The organism is Leifsonia virtsii (genome assembly GCF_030433675.1).
Lineage (GTDB): Bacteria > Actinomycetota > Actinomycetes > Actinomycetales > Microbacteriaceae > Leifsonia > Leifsonia virtsii.
This window is the reverse complement of record NZ_JAROCB010000005.1, coordinates 396,498-417,070: the sequence shown is the minus strand read 5'-3', so window position 1 is coordinate 417,070 and position 20,573 is coordinate 396,498. Positions and strand designations below refer to the sequence as shown.

The following is a 20,573-nucleotide window of genomic DNA, read 5'->3' as shown; positions in this document are numbered from 1 at the left end:
CTGTCGACTCGTCTACTTCGGGTTTCCGAACACCCACACGACACCCAGTCCGAACACCCAGTCAAGGAGGGACACGAGAGCCATCATGATGACCACGAACACCAGCACGACGCCGGTGTAGCTGAAGAGCTCCTTGCGGGTCGGTGTGACGACCTTCCTGAGCTCGCCGATGACCTGCCGGATGAACAGGGCGATCCGGGCGAAGGGGTTGCGCCGCGCAGCGCGATCCTTCTTCGCGTTGGCGACGATGTCCTCACTCGGCTCGTCGATTACCTTTCGGGCCACCTCGTTACACCTTTCGTGGACCGGCACCAGGGTGCCGATGTGCAGGGCGGACAGGAATCGAACCTGCAACCTGCGGTTTTGGAGACCGCTGCTCTGCCAATTGAGCTACCGCCCTAAGAAGCGAATCGCCGAACCTCACGTCGCCATAATCTGAAACAAAAAAGGGCGCAGAAAAGCTTGGCGGATTCAACCACCTCGTCAAGTGTACGTGACGCCGACGCCCGCCCGCAAAGCGGTCAATCAGAGCAGCCGCCGCTCGAGCGCCCAGGCCGTCAGCTCGTGCCGCGACGACAGCTGCAGCTTGCGCAGCACGGCCGAGACGTGCGTCTCCACGGTCTTGATGGAGATGAACAGCTCGGCCGCCACCTCCTTGTAGGCATAGCCGCGGGCGATGAGCCGCATGACCTCCCGCTCACGGGCGGACAGGCGGTCGAGCTCGTCCGTCGATTCTGCCTGCTCCCCCGCGGCCGCCCCGAACGCGTCGAGCACGAATCCGGCCAGTTTCGGGGAGAAGACCGCGTCGCCACCGGCGACCGCGACCACGGCGTCGCTCACCTGACGGCCCGAGCTGCCCTTCGTGAGGTAGCCGCGTGCGCCCGCCCGGATGACGCCGACGACGTCCTCCGCCGCATCCGAGACGCTCAGCGCCAGGAACCGGGTCGCGGGCGCCTGCGCCGCCGTGCGGCGCACGACCTCAGCCCCTCCCCCGCCGGATCCTCCGGGCAGGTGCACGTCGAGCAGCACCACGTCGGGGCGCGTCTCGAGCACGGCGGCGACGGCCGCATCCACGTCCGCCGCCTCGCCGACGACCTGCAGCCGCCCGTCGAGGTCGGAGCGCAGCCCCGAGCGGAAGATGGAGTGATCGTCGACGATCACCACGGTCACGGGCCGGTCGCCGCCGGAGGTCTCGGTCATGTCGTCTCGCTCGGGATGTCGATGGTCAGCTGGATCTCGGTGCCGGTCGCGCGCGCGTTCACGACGGCCTGGCCGCCCGCGCGCCGCATCCGGCCGATGATCGATTCTCGGACGCCGAGGCGTCCCTCCGGAAGGGCGTTCAGGTCGAAGCCCGGCCCGCGGTCGCGGACGAAGACGTCGACCCGGGCCGGCGCCTGCCCGCTCGCCGGCGCGGACTCGATGTAGACCGAGACCTCGCCGCCGGCATGGCGCGCGGCGTTCAGCATGGCCTCACGCGCGGCGGCGCCCAGCTCGGACGGCGCGTCGCGCACGGGCTCGCCCACGGTCACGATGTCGAAGTGGACGGCGTGGTCGACTTCGAGCGCCGCCGCCACCTCGCGCAGTTCCGCCGCGATGTCGCGCTCCTCCCGGGCCGAGCCTGGCGCGTCGGCGAACAGCCACTCGCGCAGTTCCCGCTCCTGGGCGCGGGCGATGCGGCCCACCTCGCTCGAGGCGCCCGCCCGGTTCTGGATGAGCGCGAGCGTCTGCAGCACCGAGTCGTGCAGGTGGGCCGCCATCTCGGCGCGCTGCTCCTCCTTGATGCGCGCCGTGCGCTCCGAGATCAGCTCGCGCCACAGTCTGACCGCCCACGGAGCGAGCAGAACGGCCGCGCCGGCGAAGGTGGCGACGAGGATGCCGAGCCACAGCATCCCGGAGCCGCCGACGTTCTGCGTGAAGGCGATGGCGAGCGCGACCACGACGAGGAACGCGCCGCACGCGATGCGGAAGACCGTGGGCGACAGCGGTGCGGAGGACGCGGGCTCCTCGTCGGCGAGCGTATCCCACGCGACGGCAAGGACCAGCAGGGCGACGGCGGCGGCAAGGGTTCCGAAGCCGGCGGCCGTCGCGCCGCCCGCCGCGAGGACGACGGCGGCCACGCCGGAGGCGGCGCCGGCCCCCGCGAGCACCCAGGGCACGTTGACGCGCCGGCGGACGCCGTCGGCCGGGTCGGAGCCGGACGGCGGCCGGAGCGGGGTCAGCGCCCAGAACCAGAGGTAGAGGAGGAGGCCGGCGCCGCCGAGGAAGCTCGCTCCGACGAATGCCCACCGCACCGCCGCGACCGGCCACCCGAGATGGTCGGCCAGCGCGACGGACACCCCGCTCACCCAGCAGGAGCGCGGTCGCGCCAGCGGCGGCCGGCGGGCACCGGCGCTCGGGCCGGCGGACGGACCGGCGGGCGCGGAGGAGGACATAGCTGGAATCCAAGCAGACCCCGAGGGAGCCCGCATCCGGCCGCCGCGGGAATCAGGGTCCGCTCAGGGGTTCACCCGATACCCGGCGCCGGGCGCCGCCGCCAGGATGGTGAGCATGTCACAGAACGATTCGACTCCTCCGGTGGGGACGCCGGCGAACCCGTACGGCGGGCCGAGGACCGGCTTCTCCGGCCGCGGCACGCGCTTCTTCGACTGGATGCGCGGTCTCGGCGTCGTCCGGGCCGACGGCTGGCTCGGCGGCGTCTGCGCCGGCATCGCCTACCGGCTCGGCATCGACCCGCTGATCGTGCGCGGGATCGTCGTTGTGGCCGGGATCCTCGGGGCGCCCGTCCTGCTGCTGTACGCGGCCGCTTGGGCGCTGCTGCCCGATCGGGACGGCCGCATCCACCTGCAGCGCCTCTTCGAGGGCGACTTCGAGCCGCCCATGGTCGCCATCGGCGTCCTGCTGCTGCTGTCGCTGCTGCCGTGGGCGAGCGGGTTCTGGTGGGCCGGCGGACCGTTCTGGGATGTGCCCGGCTGGGGCGAGGTCGTCGGCCGCGTGATCTGGACGCTCGTGGTGATCGGTGCGGTCGTCGCGCTGATCGTGGTGGCGGTGAACCGGTCGGAGGCGCGCGGGGGCGGTGGGACGGCGAGCGCTGCTCCGTCGCAGCCGGATGCGGGGGCTCCGGCTGCGCCTCCCGCGCCGGATTCGACTCCGGCAGCCGCTGCGTCGACGGCAACGGCGGTCGCGGCGGAGAGCGTCCAGCTGGACATCGCCGCCGAGCCGACGCCGCCTCCCGCTCCCCCGCAGGGCGCCTCGACGGAGGATGTGGCCGACTGGCAGCAGCGGCAGGCCCAGTGGCGCGCCGAACACGCGGCGTGGAAGCAGCGTCTCGCCGCCGACATGCGCGCTGTGAAGGCGCAGCGGTCGGCCGAGCTGCGCACCCAGGTCGCGATAGCGACCGCGGAGGCGGCGGCGCGCCGCGACGCCTACCGTGCGGCGAACCCGCGCGTCGGTGCGGCGATCGGCTGGCTCACGGTGGGGCTCGCCCTGGTCGCCGGCTCGCTGGTGGCGATCGTGTGGCCGCAGCTGGCAGAGGTCGCGCGGTTCACGACGGCGGCCGGCCTGGCCGCGGCGACGCTGGTCGTCGGTGTGGCCGTGCTGATCGCCGGGCTGGCGCGGCGGCGCAGCGGGTTCCTGATCTTCCTCGGGATCCTCCTCGCCGCGCTCACGGTGGCCGCGTTGATCCTCGCCGGGAACGGGATCGCGGGCATCCACCTCACCCACGAGGGCCTCCCGGTCCTCCAGCAGCTGTGACCGAGAACGAGAGGGAGACCAAGATGACCGGACCACAGGATGTGACAGAGCCGACTGCGCAGGCGCAGATCCGCTGGGGCGGCGTCGTGTGGGGGCTGCTGCTCGCGATCTTCGCGGGCTCGACGCTCTACGTGCTGGCGTCGGCCGAGCGGGCCGCCGGGGTGGCCCTGTGGTTGCGCTCGCTCACCCCGGGATCGGCGTGGGCGCTCGCGGCGGCCGTCCTCGGCCTGATCATCGTGGTGTCCGCTCTGCTCGGAGGCATCCGGGCGTCGCAGCGGCGCCGCGTCCGCCCGCGGGGCTGAGTCCGCCCGTCACCCGTCACCCGTCCACAGCCGGACCCCGATCGCACTTCTCCACAGATGTCCGCGATCGGGGCCGGCCGTCAGGCGTCCCTGGGACGATGGCTCCATGACCACTGCAGCAGACGCCCTCACCAGCCTCCGCGCCCTCGTCGGGCGACCGGAGGCCGAGTTCCACGACGGTCAGTTCGAAGCCATCCGCGCACTCGTCGACGACCACCGGCGTGCGCTCGTGGTGCAGCGCACCGGCTGGGGCAAGTCGGCGGTCTACTTCGTCGCCACCATGCTGCTGCGGGCCCGGGGCGCCGGTCCGACCATCCTCGTCTCCCCTCTGCTCGCGCTCATGCGCGACCAGGTCGCTGCGGCAGAGCGCGCGGGCGTGCGGGCGGTGACCATCAACTCGGCCAACCGCCACGAGTGGGAGGACGTGGCGGCACGGCTGCGAGAAGACACGGTGGATGTGCTCCTCGTCTCCCCCGAGCGGCTCAACAACCCCGAGTTCCGCGACAGGCAGCTTCCCGCTCTCGTCGATCGGAGCGGCCTCCTGGTCGTCGACGAGGCGCACTGCATCTCCGACTGGGGCCATGACTTTCGTCCGGACTACCGTCGGCTCCGCGACCTGATCGCCCTCCTCCCTGCCGACGTCCCCGTGCTCGCGACCACCGCAACGGCCAACGAGCGCGTCGTCGCCGACGTGGTGGAGCAGCTGGGCGCGGGCAGGGAGGGCGAGGTCCTCACCATCCGCGGCCCGCTCGCTCGCCGCTCCCTCCGGCTCGGAGTGCTCCCGCTCCCCGATGCGACCACGCGGCTGGCGTGGCTCGCCGGCCATCTGTCCGACCTCCCGGGCAGCGGCATCGTGTACACGCTGACCGTCTCCGCGGCGGAGGACACCGCGCGGGTGCTCCGGCGCGCCGGCCACGAGGCCTACTCGTACACCGGCCAGACCGACACGGCCGAGCGCGAAGACCTGGAGGGCCGGCTCAAGCGCAACGAGGTGAAGGTGCTCGTCGCCACGAGCGCGCTCGGGATGGGCTTCGACAAGCCCGACCTGGGCTTCGTCGTCCACCTCGGCGCACCGTCGTCTCCCGTCGCCTACTACCAGCAGGTGGGCCGCGCGGGCCGGGCGACCGACAATGCCGACGTCCTGCTGCTGCCCGGCCCTGAGGATCGGGCGATCTGGCAGTACTTCGCGACCGCCTCGATGCCGTCCCGCGAGAAGGCGGCCGCGGTACTGGACGCGCTGGGCGACTCCGCGCAGTCGACGCGGGTGCTCGAGAGCCGCGTCGACCTGCGGGCGTCCACCCTCGAACTGCTGCTGAAAGTGCTCGACGTCGATGGCGCGGTGCGCCGTGTGAGCGGCGGCTGGGTCTCCACGGGCGCGCCCTGGAGCTACGACGAGGAGCGCTACGCCCGCATCGCGGCCGCGCGCGAGGCGGAGCAGGCGTCGATGCTCGAGTACGAGTCGACCTCCGGCTGCCGCATGGAGTTCCTTCAGCGGGCGCTGGACGATCCGGACGCCGGTCCCTGCGGCCGGTGCGACAACTGCGCAGGAGTGTGGTTCCCGACCGACGTTGACGACGGCGCCGCCGGCCAGGTGGGTTCGTTGCTCGACCGGGTGGGCGTCGAGGTGGAGCCGCGCAAGCTCTGGCCGACGGGCGCCGACCGGCTCGGAATCCCGGTGCGGGGGAAGCTCGCGGCCGACCAGTTGCTCGAACCGGGACGCGCGCTCGCCCGCCTGACGGACCTCGGGTGGGGCGGCCGCCTGCGCGACCTGCTGGCCGACGACGCCCCCGACCAGCCGGTGCCGCCTGCGGTGCTCGACGCGTGCGTGCGCGTCCTCGCCGACTGGGATTGGGCTTCCCGGCCCGCCGCGGTCGTGGCCATGCCCTCTCGCCGCAGGCCGGTGTTCATCGAGTCGCTCGCCCGAGGCATCGCCACGGTCGGGCGCCTCCCGTTCGCCGGAACGCTCGGCTGGCGGGGCGCCGCCCCGGCGGGTTTACCCGGCGGGAACAGCGCCTTCCGCCTGGCGTCGGTCTGGGACCGCTTCACCGCCGAGGGGTTGCCGCTCCCGCCGGCGGCGCCCGTGCTCCTGGTCGACGACCTGGTGGACAGCCGGTGGACGATCACGGTGGCCGGTCAGGAGCTCCTGAGGTCGGGCGCTTCGGCCGTCCTTCCGTTCGCCGCCGCCCTCCGGGCGTGACGTCGTGCCTCGCCGAGAGCGAGTGGCGGCGTCAGATGAAGTCGCCTCCACCGAAGTCACCGCCTCCGAAGTCGCCTCCACCGAAGTCACCGCCGCCGAAGCCGCCCCAGTCTCCGCCGCCCCAGCCGCCTGCGTCGGCGCCGCTGCCGCCGTCCCAGCCGCCGCCTGCGTCACCGCCGCTGCCGCAGTCCCAGCCGGCCGCTTCGGTCGAGCCGCCGTCGCCGCCGTGGTCGCCCGAACCCCCGTCGCCGGAGCCGTCGTTGTTCTGATCGTTCGCATTGTCGGCGTTCTGGTCGCCAGAGCCCGCGTCCGCCTGGTTGTCCGCAGGCGACGGCAGGAACGAGCTGACGATGGCCGAGCCGATGACGTACCCGGCGACGCTCCCGAGCAGCGACGTGGCGAACATGCTGCCGAGTCCCGGCCCTCCGAAGCCGCCGCGGCCTCCGCCTGCGCCGTAGCCCCCGAGGGAGCGCTCCAGCGTGCCCGGTTGCCGCAGCTCGGAGCGCGTGGCCGCGTGCGCCAGGGAGCGCGGGTCATCCGCCCGGGGCTGCTCGCCCGCCGGCGCGTTCTGGCTCAGCTGCTCGAAGACCATGCGCCGCTGCTCCGGCGTGAGCTTCGCGAACGCCTCCTCGTGCACCTGCTCGATCGTCTCGGGCGGGGCGGTGCGGAGCAGATAGCGGTAGCGCTCGACGGCGATCTCGTCCTCGCTGCGTGGCTGCGCGCCGGTCGGCGCCGGGGCGCCCGCGGCGGCTTCAGGGCCTCCGTATGGCTGATACCCGGCGTTCTGCTGCTGAGAGCCGTTCGGGCGCGATTCCTCGCGTCCGAGAAGGCGGTCCAGGAATCCCATGTCGTCCCTCCGGTCCGTCCCGACGCAGTGCGCGTCGTCGTGGGATCAGCCTACGGAGGCGGACGTGAGAATCCTCTCAGAGTCCGCCGTCAGATCGCCAAGCCGACCAGCACGGGTTCCGGCTGCAGCACGACACCGAACTCGGCCTGCACCCGCGACTGGATGAAGGTCGCCAGCTGCACGACGTCGTCCGCCGTCCCGCCCCCGCGATTCACGATCGCGAGCGTGTGCTTCGACGAGATGGCGGCTCCGGAGCCGGGAAGCGCGAACCCCCGACGGATGCCCGCCTGCTCGATCAGCCACGCGGCGCTGAGCTTGACCGTGTACTCCGTGGCGGGCAACGACGGCACATCCAACGGGTGCACCCCACCCGGCGGCAGGTCGAGCACGGTGTCCGGCTCCGCCGGCTCCTGCGGCCACCGCGGAGCGTTCGCGGGCAGGGTGCGGGCGAAGCCCTCGGAGACGATCGGGTTGGTGAAGAACGAGCCGGAGCTGACCGAGTCCGGGTCGGCCGGGTCCAGCACCATCCCCTTCGACGAGCGCAGCGACAGCACCGCACGCCTCAGCTCCGCGACCGGCACGCGAGATCCGAGCGGTACCCCGAGAGCGTCGGCGAGCTGCGCGTACGCGACGGGGGCGCTGAGCGGCGCCGAGATCCCGCCCGGAACGGAGTTGTCGGCGAGCTCGAGGTCGACGGTGAGCACCACCCCGTACCTCCCGCGCTTGAGCACCGACGTGCGGTATCCCAGCCCGAGTTCCTGGCGCGTCAGGTACACGACCTCCCCGGTCGCGTCGTCGAGGAACTCCACCCCGACGAGCGCCGACTCGATCTCCTGGCCGTACGCGCCGATGTTCTGCACGGGCGCGGCGCCGGTGGATCCGGGGATGCCCGAGAGCGCCTCGATCCCCGACCACCCGTTGTTCACGGTCATGGCGACGAGTCCGTCCCACGGCTCGCCCGCCTGCACCCGCAAGCGGATGCGGCCGTCGGGCGCGGCCAGCCGTTCCACTCCACGGGTGCGGGCGTGGATGACCGTGCCGTCGAAGCCCTCATCGCTGGCGACCGTGTTGGAGCCCCCGCCGAGCAGGAACCAGTCCTCGCCGCTGCCGCGGGCGTCGAGCACTCCGTCGATCAGCTCCTCGCGCGTGTCCGCGGCGACGAGCAGCCGTGGAGCGCCGCCGACGCGCATGGTGGTCAGGTCGGCGAGGCGCGCCGTCGTGGAGTCCGTCATGCCAGCCGGACGCGCACCTGCGCCTTGCCCAGCACCGTCTCGCCGCCGAACGTCGTGGTCAGGTCGATGCGGGCGACGCGCGCCTCCGCATCGAGCTGGCCGACCTTCGCCGTCACGGTGACGGTGGCGCCGTCCGCCGGGTCGACGACCACGGGACGGGTGAAGCGCACCTGGTAGTCCGCGACCAGGGCCGGGTCTCCGACCCAGTCGACGACCGGCTGCACAGACAGGCCCATGGTGAGCATCCCGTGAGCGATCACCCCGGGAAGGCCGACCGAGGTGGCCACATCGTCGCGGTAGTGGATGGGGTTGAAGTCGCCGGATGCGCCCGCATAGCGGACGAGGGAGTCGCGACTCACCTCGAACGTGCGCTCGGCGACAACGTCACCGACGGTCAGGGCGTCGAAGTCGGGGGTGTTGTCGGTGCCGGCCATCACTCGTCTCCTCGCACGACCAGGGTGGATGTGGCGGTCACCACGTGGGCGCCGTCCGCGTCGACGATGGTCGACTCGGCGGTCACCATCGAGTGGGCGCCCAGCGACTTGACCGACGTGACGCGGAGCGTCGCGGTCAGCTCGTCGCCGGCGAACACCGGGCGGCTGAAGGTGAAGCGCTGGTCGCCGTGCACCACCCGGCTGAAGTCGATGCCCGCGTCCGGCTCGGAGAGCAGCTGGGCGAGCGTCGCCTCCTGCACGACCACCGGGAAGGTGGGCGGCGCGACGAGGTCCGGGTGCCCGGCGGCTCGGGCCGCCTCGACATCGAACGACAGCGGCGTGGTGGCGAAGACGGCACGCGCGAACTCGCGCACCTTCTCACGGCCGACGAGGTACGGCTGGGTGGGGGGAAACTCCCGCCCCTGCAGCTCTGGATTCACTGGCACCCGACGATTCTACTGACCGCACCCTGCGCGCTTCCGGCAGGCTCCGGACGACATAAGACCCCGGCGGCCGCGTGGCCGCCGGGGTCTTCGTGCTCGGTGCTAGCGCCTTACTGGCAGCTGTCGCACTGCAGCAGGTCCATGGGGTCGACGGGAACCGAGTAGCCGCCAACGCTGTCGTTTTCGTAGTCCATGATGGCCTCCCCTTGAAGTCTTGGTGATCCGCGTTCCCGCGGTGTTCACCCACTATATAACCCGAATGACACGATTGTCATTCCACTACATGTTGTGTTTTGGGGTTTTTTTCTCGCTGCCCCCAGATCGAGGGGCCGAAGCCGGCGCCGGGGCCTCACGATTGACCGTCGAACTCTCGTCAGACCGGCGTTTTGCCGCAGATCAGACGGATTTTCGACGTCGTCGACGATCGGTCGACATTCCCGGCACTGCTGGGGCGCTTCCCGGAAAGTCTCGCGTCGACCACCGACATTCCGGCGTGTCGCGGTGTGTCCGATGAGGGTCACGCCGTCGTGTCACGCTCGGAGGACAGAAGCTCCAGCTCTCGGCCTCGCCGGTGGCCGAGCACGGACAGCACAGCACAACCGGCGAGCAGGCACGCGACGACGACGAGCACCGCCGCGGGGGCGTCCGCGACCGTGGCGGCGACCGCGAACGAGATCGCGGAGCCACCGGCCGCGCCGATCGCGACCAGAGCGCCCGAGATCCGGGCCGCGCCTTCGGGAGGAGTGAGGGCGAGCGCGGAACCCAGCAGGAGCGCGTAGCCGGGCGCGACGCAGACGACGACCGCGGCGACCAGCAGCACGGCGCCGACGCCCTGTCCGACGACCGCGGCGACAAGGGCGAGTGCTGCGGCGGCGAGGGCGGCGACCGGGAGGTAGACGCCGGGCCGGACGCCGCGGGCCAGGAGGGCCGTGCAGGCGAAGCGGCCGACGGCCATCAGGGTCCAGAAGACGGCCGTCCCGGCGGCGGCCGCGGCCGGCGGGATGCCGAGCAGCCGGCCGGGGAGGGTGCTCGACCATCCGGCGAGGATGGTCTCCGCGCCGACGAAGAGGAAGAGCGCGACGGGGAGGAGCGCCACACCGCCGCGGACGCGTGAACCGGAGACCGCACTGCCCGCGCGCGAAGTCCCCTCGGGGACGGAGCCGTGCCAGCTCCCCCTCGCCACAGCGCCCGACACGGCGGCGGCCGCGGGCACTGCCGCGATCACGAGGATGGGAGCCCACAGGGCGCCCTGTCCCGCCACCAGCAGGAGCGGCGCGACGGCGGCCGCCACGGCGGAGGCGCCGTTGAGGGCGCTCAGCCGCGCGGGGGTTCCGCTCGCCGACCGCGCCCGGGTCAGCGCGGTGGCACTCGCCTCCACGAGCCCGAAGCCGATCCCCGTGAGGAGCGCCGCACCGTGGAAGACGGGGACCGACGGTGCGAAGGCGGCGACGACCAGCCCGGCCGCCTCCAGCCCGCTCCCGAACGGGAGCACGGTCCCCGCACTCCCCCGGCGCGCGACCGCGACCACGAGGACCCCGGCGAACAGGCCGAGGAAGAGCAGGGAGACGCTCGGCAGCAGGTCGGCCGCCGGGACCTCCAGCCGGGCGGCGGTGCCGGGGAGAGACGCCGGGATCGCCGCGCTCACCGCGCCCAGGGAGACGAAGGCGAGGGCCAGTGCGGCGTCCTGGCGACGCTCAGGGCCGGGTCGCGTCATCGAGCAGCTCGAGGATGTGCCGGTACGGCCGCCCGGTCGCCCGGGTCATGCCGAGCTCGCAGGTGCGGTTGGCGGAGGCGTACGCGGCGAACTCCCGGCCGGCCAGCTCCGCGGCCTCGGCGCGCGTGGCAGACGCGGTGAGCTCGGGATGCAGCATGCCGCGGTCGCCGGCGAAGGCGCAGCATCCCCATTCGACCGGGACGACCACGTCGTCGCTGATCGCCCGCGCGACGCGCACCATCGGGTCGGTGACGCCGAGGTGCGTGGACGAGCAGGTGGGATGCACGGCCACGGACTCGAGCGGTCGCCGCACGGTGAGCCGGGGCAGGACCTCCCGCTCGATGAACTCGACCGCATCGATGACGGTCAGTCCGGCGCCGTCGGTCAGGTGGAGGAAGCCCTCGGTGCACGAGACGCCGTCGGAGATCACGGGCAGCTCCCCGCCGCGCGTGGCCTCCCGGAGCACGGGCAGCGCCGTGTCGGCCATCGTCTGGTGCCCTCGCGGGTTGCCCTTCGACGTCCACGGGGTCCCGCAGCACAGCGACTCCACGCCCTCCGGGATGGCGACCGCAACTCCCGCGCGCTCGCACAGGGCGAGGAACGCCTCCCGCACACCCTGCGACGACTCGGCGGGCCCGAACAGGGAGCCGATGCACGACGGCACGTAGACCGCGACCGCGTCCGGCGCCTCCCGGGGCCGTCTCCTGGCGCCGCCGCGCGGGAGCCCGCGGTCGTAGCGCGGAACGTCGTCCGCGCCGATCACGGCGCGCCCGAGGTCGGTGACGGCGGTCACCAGCGGCGCCGGCAGCAGCTTCGCGGTCGTCATGGCGGCGGCGCCGACCCGCGTGACCGCGCCCCAGCGGCCGGCGGCGGCGTTCCAGCCCGCGGCGACGAGGGAGTCGTCATGCTCCGCCCGCAGCCGCTTGACGAGCTTCCCGGTGTCGATGCGCACCGGGCAGGCCGTCTGGCACATCCCGTCGGCGGCGCAGGTGTCCAGGCCGTCGTAGCGGTAGTCGCGGTCGAGCTCGTCGACCAGCGCGAGGTCGCCCGCCAGCCGGGCGCGCTCCCGCTCGCGGCGCAGGACGATCCGCTGGCGCGGCGTGACCGTGAGGTCCTTGCTCGGGCAGACCGGCTCGCAGTAGCCGCACTCGACGCAGCGGTCCACCTCGGCCTCGACGGTCGGTGTGAGCTTCAGGTGCTGCAGGGGGCCGTCCGGATCCTCGTTCAGCAGGACGCCGGGGTTGAGCAGCCCATCGGGGTCGGCGAGCCGCTTGACGCTCAGCATCACCCCGTACAGCCCGTCGCCGAACTGGCGGCGCACGTACGGCGCCATGATGCGGCCGGTCCCGTGCTCGGCCTTCAGCGTCCCGCCGTTGCGGAGCACCAGCTCGACCATGTCCTCGGTGAACTCGGCGTAGCGCCGCATCGAGCCGGGGTCGTCGAAGTGCTCGGTGAGCATGAAGTGGATGTTGCCGTCCTTGGCGTGCCCGAAGATCACGCTGTCCTCGTACCCGTGGCGGTCGAACAGCTCGATCAGCCCCTCGCAGGTCGCGCGGAGGGCGGCGACCGGCACGGCGATGTCCTCGAGCATGGCCGTCGTCCCGGACGGGCGGTTGCCCGCGACCGTCGCGTAGAGGTCCTTCCGGATGTGCCAGAGCGCGTTCCTCCTGGCCGCGTCCCGGGTGAGGGCCGCCGGCTGGGCGAGCGGGAGGGTGGCGGCCAGCTCGCTCCAGGCGGAGAGGCGGGCCGCGAGCGCGTCCGCATCGGGCTCCTGGTACTCGACCAGCAGCGCGGCGTGCCGGTCGACCTCCAGGCCGAGCAGCTCGTCGTCGGCCCCGGGGTCGCGCTGCGCGACCCGCAGCGAGGTGGCGTCGAGCAGCTCGACGGTGGCGAGACCGGAGGCGACGAGCGCGGGCAGAGCGCCCGTCGCATCCGCGAGCGTGCGGAAGTAGAGCATCCCGGTGGCCGTGTGGGTCCGCACCGGCAGGGTGGCGAAGGTCGCCTCGGCGACGAAGGCCAGCGTCCCCTCGCTGCCGACGACCAGGTGCAGCAGGATGTCGACGGGCGCGTCGTGGTCGAGGAAGGCGTTGAGGCCGTAGCCCATGGTGTTCTTGATGGCGTACTGGCGGCGGATGCTCTCGACCATTCCGGCATCCGCCCTGACCAGGTCGCGCAACTCCCCGAGCCCGGCCCACAGCTCCGGAGCAGCCTCGCGCAGCAGCTGGTCGGCGTCGGGCGCGGCGGTGTCGAGCACGGTCCCGTCGGCGAGCACGAGCACCGCCGACACGATCGTGTTGTAGGTGTTGTGCTCGGTGCCGCACGCCATCCCGCTGGAGTTGTTCGCGACGACGCCGCCGATGGTGCACGCCGCCTCGCTCGCGGGGTCCGGGCCGAGTTTGCGGCCGTGGCGGGCGAGCCGCGCGTTCACCTGGCGGACGGTCGCGCCGGGCTGCACCCGCACGCGCTCCCCGCCGTCGAGCACCTCGATGGCGCGGAAGTTCGCCCGCGTGTCCAGCAGGAGCCCGGTCGTCGAGGCCTGCCCCGACAGGCTGGTGCCGCCGGAGCGGAAGGCCACCCGCGTGCCGGAGGACGCCGCGACCCCGAGCAGCTGAGCCAGGTGCGCTGTATCGCGCACCGTCACGACGCTGAGCGGCGTCATCAGGTAGTGGGAGGCGTCGTGCGCCATCGCCAGCCGGTCGATGGCGCGATCGCGCACCGAACCGGGCGCGAGGCTCTCGAGCCGTTCGGCCAGTTCCGTGGGGGCTGCCATCGCCGGCCTCCGCTCAGGCGACCGCGAGCGACGTGCCCGGGATGGCGGCGATGAGCTGCCGGGTGTACTCCTGCTGCGGCGACTCGAAGATGGCGTCGGGCTCCCCGCTCTCCACGATCTCGCCCGCGCGCATCACGTACACCTGGTGCGCGACCAGGCGGACGACCGCCAGGTCGTGGCTGATGAAGAGGTACGACAGCCCCAGGTCGCGCTGGAGGGAGACCATCAGGTCGAGGATCTGCTCCTGCACCAGCACGTCCAGGGCGCTCACCGCCTCGTCCATGACGACCAGCTCGGGGTTCAGCGCGAGCGCCCGGGCGATCGCGACGCGCTGCCGCTGGCCGCCGGAGAGCTCGTGCGGGTAGCGGTCGGCGAACGAGCCGGGCAGTGCGACCTTGTCGAGCAGGTCGGCGACCGCCGTCTTCCGGCTCGCGGCGTCGCCGATGCGGTGCACGCGCAGCGGCTCTGCGATCACCTGCCCGATCGTGTAGCGCGGGTCGAGGGAGGCGTACGGGTTCTGGAAGACGGGCTGCACCGCGCGGCGGAACTCCAGGAGGCGGCGGCCGGAGAGCCGGGAGACGTCCTCGCCGCGGAAGGACACGGTCCCGCCGTCGGGTTCCTCCAGCTTGAGTGCGAGGCGTGCGGTGGTCGATTTGCCGGAGCCGGACTCGCCCACGATGGCCACGGTCTGTCCGCGCGGCACGCGCAGGCTCACGCCGTCGAGCGCCAGGAACGGCTCGGACCGGCCCCGGATGCGGTACTTCTTCACCGCACCGGTCACCTCGAGCAGGGTCTCCGGGGCCTCGCCCTCCGGCCCGGAGGCGACGGCCGGGGCGACCTTCGCGCTCGCCATGCCGGGCGCGGCGGCGAGCAGTCGCCGGGTGTACTCGTGCTGCGGATTCGCCACGAGCTCCGCCGCGGGGCCGGTCTCGACGATCTCGCCTCGGAACATCACCGCGACGCGGTCGGCGCGCTCGGCGGCGAGCGCCAGGTCGTGCGTGATCAGCAGGACCGCCGCGCCCAGCTCCGAGGCGAGCTCTCCCATCTGGTCGAGCACCAGGCGCTGCACGGTGACATCCAGCGCCGAGGTCGGCTCGTCGGCGAGCAGGACCTCGGGCCGGCAGGCCAGCGCCATCGCGATCAGGACGCGCTGCCGCATCCCGCCGGAGAATTCGTGCGGGTACTGGTTGAAGCGGGCCGGCGCGTCCGCGATGCCGGCGCGCTCCAGCAGGCGGATGGCCTCCTGCTTCGCCGCGTCGCCCTTGGCCCGGCCGTGCACCTGAAGGGCCTCGACGATCTGCGCTCCGATCTTCATGACGGGGTTCAGGTTCGTCATCGGGTCCTGCGGCACGAGCCCGATGCGGTTGCCGCGGATGGCCGTCATGGCCCGCTCCGGCGCCGCCGTGATGTCGAGCTCCTTGAGCCGGATGGTGCCGGACGAGATCCGGCCGTTGTCGGCGAGAAGGCGGTTGACGCACGCGGCGAGGGTCGACTTGCCGGACCCGGACTCTCCGACGATCGCCACGGTCTCCCCCGCGGCCACGTCGAGGCTGACGTTGCGGACCGCCTCGACCTCTCCGCGGGAGGTGGTGAACATGACGGACAGGTCGCGGATGCTCAGCACGGGCTCGCGGACGGGTTCCTGGTGGTTGCTGTTCATCGTTCCTCGGCGTTCGTTGTGACGGGAGAGGCGGCGGCCGCGAGCGCGTCGGCGGCCGCGTCGAGCAGGACGGACTGGATGGCGTCGCCTGTGACGAGCGCCGGGATGCGCGGGCGGTCGCCGCGCGCCGGGAGCGGTCCGACCACGCCGGAGAGCCGCATCGCGGCGGCCGCGACGACGACGTCGGCCTCCAGACCGAAGCCGAACCAGGTCCCGGTGAACCCGCTGTGCCCGAGCACCGTGACCGTGTCGACGCCCGAGCGCAGGCTGCTGCGGCGGAAGCCGACCGCCTGACCCGGGTTCAGCGGGGACGGCCGGGCGAAGCGCCGAAGCACCGGTTCGGAGACGAACGCGCCGTCGCGCAGAGCGGCGCCGAGCGCGAGCAGGTCGTCGACGGTGGAGAAGAGGCCGGCGTGGCCGGAGACGCCGCCGAGCGCGTGAGCGGCATTGCCGTCGTTCACCTCGCCGCGCAGCGGGCGGTCGCGCCAGCCGGCGAAGCCGTCGACGCGGAACGGCACCGGGTAGGGCTCGCCGGTGGCGACCATCCCGTACTCGTATGCGTCGCTGTCCGCGCTCGTGACGGCGGAGTCCTGCGGCACGGGACCGTAGGTGCCGGCGAGGCCGAGCGGCTCGGCGACGAGCGCGCGGTACGCCTCACGGAGGCCGAGGCCGGTGACGCGCTCGACGATCGTGCCGGCGAGGATCAGGCCGAGGTCGGAGTAGCTCCAGGCGGTCCCCGGCGCGGCGGCGAGAGGCAGCTGCTGGGCGCGCAGGAGGGCGTCGTCCCGGTCGGTGGTCTCCAGGTACAGCGGCCACCACGACTGCAGCCCCGCCGTGTGCGTCAGGAGCTGTTCGAGGGTGACGTCGTCCTTGCCTGCGCCGGTGAACGCGGGCAGCAGCCGGTGTGCCTTCTCGTCGAGCGCGATCCGGCCGTCGTCGACGAGACGCATGACGAGGACCGTCGTCGCGGCGACCTTGGTGACCGAGGCGAGGTCGAGGAGGAGGTCGCGGCGCATCGGGACGGCCGGGGCCGTCTCCGAGGCCGCCGCCGCCCAGCCGCCGACCGCGACGTCGGAACCGCCGGCGGTGCGGACGCCGACGATCGCCGATGCGGGGTGTGCGTCGGCGCCGCCGAGCCGGAGCAGGCGGTCGACGTACGGGTCGAGCCGGCTCATCCTGCGGCTCCCTCGCTCGCCCGGAACGTCACGCGCGGCCAGGCCTCGCGCACGCCCGTGGACGGCAGCGGAGTACCCGGCGCCGGGCTGAGCCGCCCCAGCACCCGTCCGCCCGAGGCTCCCGTGCAGCTCGGGACGTTGCCGGGCAGCCCGCTCGCGCTCGCCCAGCCGATCAAGGCGAAGGCGACGGCCTCCTTGTCGTCGGACGGGACGCCCACGGCGTCGCTCGTGCGCACCTGCACCTCCGGCAGCAGCTCGGCGATGCGCCCGAGCAGGACGGGGTTGCGGACGCCGCCGCCGGAGACCAGCAGCGACTCGACGCCGGCGGCCCGGACGGCGTCCGCCACCGTCCGCGCGGTCAGCTCGGTCAGCGTGGCGACGACGTCGGCGAGCGCGAGATCTGCGCCGCGGCGGGCCAGGTGCTCGAGGACGTAGTCGAAGTGGAACAGCTCCTTGCCGGTGCTCTTCGGCGTCGGCAGCGCGTAGTACGGCTCCGCGAGGAGCTGCTCGAGGAGCTCGTCGTCGACGGTGCCGGCCGCCGCCAGCCGGCCGTCTCGGTCGAAGCCGTCCGGGGTCCCGGCGTCGGCCGTGACCACCGCGTCGATGAGGGCGTTGGCGGGTCCGATGTCCCACGCCGCCGGCTCCTCGCCGGAGGCGACGACGGTGACGTTGGAGATGCCGCCGAGGTTGAGGGCGCCCGCGCGGCGGCCCTCCTCCGCGTCCGCGGTGAGGAGGATCGTGTCGAGGATGGGCACGAGCGGCGCCCCCTGCCCGCCCGCGGCGATGTCCGCCGCACGCAGGTCCGACAGCACCGGGAGGCCCGTGGCCTCCGCGATCCAGGCCGGCTGTCCGAGCTGCAGCGTCCCGAGCGCGCGGCCGTCGGCGATCCAGTGGAACACGGTCTGCCCGTGCGAGCAGACGAGGTCCACCGGGCCGAAGCCGGCCTGGCCGTGGGCGCGCACGGCGGCGGCCGCGGCCGCACCGAACTCCTGGCCGATCAGCGTGTCGAGCTCGCACGCGACGTCGAAGCCGACCGGCGCGGGCGGGAGCGCCGCCCGCAGCCGCTCCCTCAGTCCGGGCGAGTACGGAGTGGAGGTGGTGTACTCGATCGCGGCGGTCACGCCGTCCGCGTCGTCGGCGAAGTCCACGACGGCGATGTCGATGCCGTCGTGCGAGGTGCCGGAGATCATGCCGAGGACGCGCATCAGGAGGTCGCCTTCGGAGCCGAGGCCACCACCGTGCGCAGCACGCCGGCCGCATCGTCCAGCGCCTGCCGGGCGTCGTCGACGGTCATGCCGGTGACGATCGTCGCGATCGCGAGCTTCGCGTTCCAGTCCGCCGCGTCGAGAGCGACCCGGGCCGTCTCGTCGTCCGTTCCGGTGGCCAGGGTGACGATCCGGACGGCGCGGCGCACCAGCTTCGCGTTGGTCGCCTTCACGTCGACCATGAGCGTCTTGTACGTCTTGCCGAGCCTGATCATGCTGATGGTGGAGATCATGTTGAGCACCAGCTTGGTCGCGGTTCCCGCGCCCAGCCGCGTCGATCCGGTGACGACCTCCGGACCGACTGCGATCTCGATGCCGTGCCGGGAGATCGCCGAGATCGGGGTGTCCAGGTTGCAGGACAGGCCGACGGTGAGCGAGCCGCTCTCGTTGGCGAGGGCCAGCGCTCCGAGCACGTACGGGGTCCGGCCGCTGGAGGCGATGCCGACGACGGTGTCGAGGGGGCCCGGCGCGACGCGCTCCAGGTCGCGGCGCCCGGTCTCCTCGCTGTCCTCCGCCGCCTCGATCGAGCTGACCAGGGCGGTCGGTCCGCCCGCGATCAGGCCGAGGACGATGTTGCCGTCCGTGCCGAACGTGGGCGGGATCTCGGACGCGTCGAGCACGCCGAGCCGCCCGCTGGTTCCGGCGCCGACGTAGATGATCCGGCCTCCGGCGCGCACACGGTCGGAGGTCTCCTCGATCGCCGAGATGATCGTCGGCAGCGCATCCCGCACCGCCCCGGGGATGAGGGCGTCGCGGTCGTTCATCAGGGTGACCAGCTCCGCGACGCTCAGCTCGTCGAGCATCAGGTCGTCGTCGGCCACCGCCTCGGTCATCAGCTCGTCGAGTTCGGCATCGGGCGAGTTCGCAGCCATCATCGGCCTCCGGTCTTGGGGTCGAGGGCGGCACGCAGGCCGTCGCCGAGCAGGTTCAGCCCGATGACGGCGCAGATCAGCGCGGCGCCGGGGAAGAGCAGCATCCACGGGGCGACGCTGGTCAGCGCCTGCGCCTCGTAGACCATGCCGCCGAGGGAGGCGGCCGGGGGCGGCGTCCCGAACCCGAGGAAGCTCAGCGCGGCCTCGGTGAGGATCGCCCACGACAGCGACAGCGTGATCTGCACCACGAGGATGCCGCGCATGTTCGGGATGACGTGGGCGAACAGCGTCGAGAAGCGCCGTCGGCCGATGGCCGTGGACGCCTGGACGTAGTCGGCCGTGCGCAGCGTCAGCACGGGTCCCCGCGCGACGCGGGCGAAGATCGGCATGTAGACGACGGCGATCGCGATCGCCACGGTCAGCCAGCTGCGCTGCAGCGTGGCGGCGAGCGCCAGCGCGAGCAGCAGCGAGGGGAAGGCGAACAGCACGTTCGTCACGATGCCCACCACACGGTCCGTCACCCCGAGGAAGAATCCGGCGAGAACGCCGATCAAGGTGCCGACCACCGCGGCTGCCGCCACGGACACCACCGCGATCAGCAGCGAGTTGGCCAGCCCGGCGGCGACGCGGGAGAACGTGTCGCGGCCGAACTGGTCCGTGCCGAACCAGTGCTTCGCACTCGGCGCGCTCAGCGCCTCCGAGACGTTCTGGTGCGCCGGGTTGTACGGCGTCAGGCCGAACGCGGCGAGCAGGGCGAGCACGACGACCACCGCCATCAGCACCAGCCCGGTGATCCCCGGAACGGTGCGGAAGGCCGCGATCCACGTGTGCGAGCGGCGGCTGGAGTCGATGGCGACGTCGGGGACGTTGCTCATGCCGGTCGCGGCGCTCACCGGACACGCACCTTCGGGTCGACGACCCGGTAGACGAGGTCGGTGAGGAGGTTCACCAGCACGAACATCGTGGCGATGATCAGCACCGTGCTCTGCACCACGGCGTACTCCTTCTGGTTCAGCCCGAGCAGGACCTGGCGTCCGATGCCCGGGATCGCGAAGATCTGCTCGGCGACGAGGGCGCCGCCGAGGAGGAAGCCGAACTGCAGGCCGGTCATCGTGACGACGGGGATGAGTGCGTTCCGCAGCACGTGCCTCACCCGCAGGCGCCGCTCGGGGACGCCCTTGGCACGGGCTGTGCGGATGTAGTCCTCCGCGCGGATGGAGAGGATCGCGGTCCGCGTCGTCTGCAGCACCGGTGGCGCGATGCTGATGCCGAGCACCAGCGCGGGCAGGATCATCTGCTGCAGGTTGAGCGCCGGATCCTGGAGCAGCGTCTTGTACCCCTCGCCGTTGGGGTACCAGCCGAACGAGTTGGCCAGCCACGTCGCCAGCACGGTCGCGAGCAGGAACGACGGGATGGACAGTGCGAGGAGGCTCCCGAACTGAGTGACGTTGTCGCCGAAGCGGCCGGGCCGATTGGCGGCGAACACACCGCCGGGGATGCCGAGCAGCAGTCCGATGACGATCGAGAACAGCGCCAGCTCGATGGTGTTGGGCAGCGCCTGCGCGGTCATCTGCACGACGCTCTGGTGCGAGGTGGTGTTGACCCCGAGGTTGCCGGTCAGCACGCCGCCGAGCCAGTCGAAGTACTGAACGATCGGCGGCTTGTCGATGCCGTAGTACGACTCCAGCTGCCGGATCTGCTCCTGGGTCAGGTCGCCCGCGGCGGTGCCGTAGGCGGCGGTGATCTGGTTGCCGGGGACGACCCGGAGGATCACGAAGGTGAGGATGGACACCCCGATGAGGGTGAGGATCGCCTCGCCGACCCGCCGGGTGACGGGATGGCGGAGGAGGTGCAGGAATCGAGTCATGGGAGCCGTGGGGTTCGGGTGCCGGGGCGGGCGCTCGGCCCGCCC

The 20,573-nt window shown here is 72.7% G+C and carries 18 protein-coding genes and 1 tRNA gene; 3 read left to right on the top strand and 16 right to left on the bottom strand.

Features of this window, described 5'->3' with window-relative positions:
• Positions 1–12: 12 nt before the first annotated feature.
• The 4 genes from secE to P5G59_RS18885 form a co-directional block, all read right to left on the bottom strand.
• Positions 13–285, bottom strand: coding sequence for a preprotein translocase subunit SecE (secE, locus tag P5G59_RS18900; protein WP_175335717.1), 273 nt, complete (start codon positions 283–285; stop codon positions 13–15).
• A 42-nt stretch (positions 286–327) separates the two neighbouring features.
• Positions 328–400: transfer RNA gene (locus P5G59_RS18895), tRNA-Trp, on the bottom strand.
• 125 nt (positions 401–525) lie between these two features.
• Positions 526–1,200: a LuxR C-terminal-related transcriptional regulator gene (locus tag P5G59_RS18890; RefSeq protein ID WP_301220571.1), complete on the bottom strand. Its 675-nt coding sequence runs from the start codon at positions 1,198–1,200 to the stop codon at positions 526–528.
• Complete coding sequence (locus P5G59_RS18885; RefSeq protein ID WP_301220570.1) at positions 1,197–2,432, bottom strand: ATP-binding protein; 1,236 nt, start codon at positions 2,430–2,432, stop codon at positions 1,197–1,199. Before P5G59_RS18885 ends, P5G59_RS18890 begins: the two co-directional genes overlap by 4 nt.
• A gap of 115 nt (positions 2,433–2,547) precedes the next feature.
• Between P5G59_RS18885 and P5G59_RS18880 the strand changes: the two genes are divergently transcribed.
• From P5G59_RS18880 to P5G59_RS18870, 3 genes are all read left to right on the top strand, one after another.
• Positions 2,548–3,750, top strand: a complete 1,203-nt coding sequence (locus P5G59_RS18880) for a PspC domain-containing protein (RefSeq protein WP_301220569.1) — start codon at positions 2,548–2,550, stop codon at positions 3,748–3,750.
• A gap of 23 nt (positions 3,751–3,773) precedes the next feature.
• On the top strand, positions 3,774–4,052 hold the full coding sequence (locus P5G59_RS18875; protein WP_301220568.1) for a hypothetical protein: 279 nt from the start codon (positions 3,774–3,776) through the stop codon (positions 4,050–4,052).
• A gap of 106 nt (positions 4,053–4,158) precedes the next feature.
• Positions 4,159–6,249 (top strand): RecQ family ATP-dependent DNA helicase, encoded by a 2,091-nt coding sequence (locus tag P5G59_RS18870; RefSeq protein WP_301220567.1) that lies wholly within the window; start codon positions 4,159–4,161, stop codon positions 6,247–6,249.
• Between the two features lie 31 nt (positions 6,250–6,280).
• On the opposite strand, the gene P5G59_RS18865 is transcribed toward P5G59_RS18870, so the two are convergent.
• The 12 genes from P5G59_RS18865 to P5G59_RS18810 form a co-directional block, all read right to left on the bottom strand.
• Positions 6,281–7,096 carry a hypothetical protein gene (locus P5G59_RS18865; protein ID WP_301220566.1) on the bottom strand — a complete coding sequence of 272 codons (816 nt, stop codon included), beginning with the start codon at positions 7,094–7,096 and terminating at the stop codon, positions 6,281–6,283.
• A gap of 89 nt (positions 7,097–7,185) precedes the next feature.
• Positions 7,186–8,328, bottom strand: a complete 1,143-nt coding sequence (locus P5G59_RS18860; RefSeq protein ID WP_301220565.1) for a UDP-N-acetylmuramate dehydrogenase — start codon at positions 8,326–8,328, stop codon at positions 7,186–7,188.
• Positions 8,325–8,762, bottom strand: coding sequence for a MaoC family dehydratase (locus P5G59_RS18855; protein ID WP_301220564.1), 438 nt, complete (start codon positions 8,760–8,762; stop codon positions 8,325–8,327). Before P5G59_RS18855 ends, P5G59_RS18860 begins: the two co-directional genes overlap by 4 nt.
• Positions 8,762–9,208, bottom strand: a complete 447-nt coding sequence (locus tag P5G59_RS18850; protein ID WP_175335725.1) for a MaoC family dehydratase N-terminal domain-containing protein — start codon at positions 9,206–9,208, stop codon at positions 8,762–8,764. Before P5G59_RS18850 ends, P5G59_RS18855 begins: the two co-directional genes overlap by 1 nt.
• 514 nt (positions 9,209–9,722) lie before the next feature.
• On the bottom strand, positions 9,723–10,919 hold the full coding sequence (locus P5G59_RS18845) for an MFS transporter (RefSeq protein ID WP_301220563.1): 1,197 nt from the start codon (positions 10,917–10,919) through the stop codon (positions 9,723–9,725).
• Positions 10,900–13,689: an FAD-binding and (Fe-S)-binding domain-containing protein gene (locus tag P5G59_RS18840; RefSeq protein ID WP_301220562.1), complete on the bottom strand. Its 2,790-nt coding sequence runs from the start codon at positions 13,687–13,689 to the stop codon at positions 10,900–10,902. Before P5G59_RS18840 ends, P5G59_RS18845 begins: the two co-directional genes overlap by 20 nt.
• 13 nt (positions 13,690–13,702) lie before the next feature.
• Positions 13,703–15,349, bottom strand: coding sequence for an ABC transporter ATP-binding protein (locus P5G59_RS18835; protein WP_301220561.1), 1,647 nt, complete (start codon positions 15,347–15,349; stop codon positions 13,703–13,705).
• Positions 15,346–16,524 (bottom strand): serine hydrolase domain-containing protein, encoded by a 1,179-nt coding sequence (locus tag P5G59_RS18830; protein WP_301220559.1) that lies wholly within the window; start codon positions 16,522–16,524, stop codon positions 15,346–15,348. The genes P5G59_RS18835 and P5G59_RS18830 overlap by 4 nt, the downstream gene beginning before the upstream one ends.
• Complete coding sequence (locus P5G59_RS18825; protein ID WP_301220558.1) at positions 16,521–17,729, bottom strand: anhydro-N-acetylmuramic acid kinase; 1,209 nt, start codon at positions 17,727–17,729, stop codon at positions 16,521–16,523. Before P5G59_RS18825 ends, P5G59_RS18830 begins: the two co-directional genes overlap by 4 nt.
• Positions 17,729–18,661 carry an N-acetylmuramic acid 6-phosphate etherase gene (gene murQ / locus P5G59_RS18820; protein ID WP_301220556.1) on the bottom strand — a complete coding sequence of 311 codons (933 nt, stop codon included), beginning with the start codon at positions 18,659–18,661 and terminating at the stop codon, positions 17,729–17,731. The genes P5G59_RS18825 and murQ overlap by 1 nt, the downstream gene beginning before the upstream one ends.
• Positions 18,661–19,554 carry an ABC transporter permease gene (locus tag P5G59_RS18815; RefSeq protein WP_301220555.1) on the bottom strand — a complete coding sequence of 298 codons (894 nt, stop codon included), beginning with the start codon at positions 19,552–19,554 and terminating at the stop codon, positions 18,661–18,663. Before P5G59_RS18815 ends, murQ begins: the two co-directional genes overlap by 1 nt.
• Positions 19,551–20,528 (bottom strand): ABC transporter permease, encoded by a 978-nt coding sequence (locus P5G59_RS18810; protein ID WP_301220554.1) that lies wholly within the window; start codon positions 20,526–20,528, stop codon positions 19,551–19,553. The genes P5G59_RS18815 and P5G59_RS18810 overlap by 4 nt, the downstream gene beginning before the upstream one ends.
• Between the last annotated feature and the right edge of the window lie 45 nt (positions 20,529–20,573).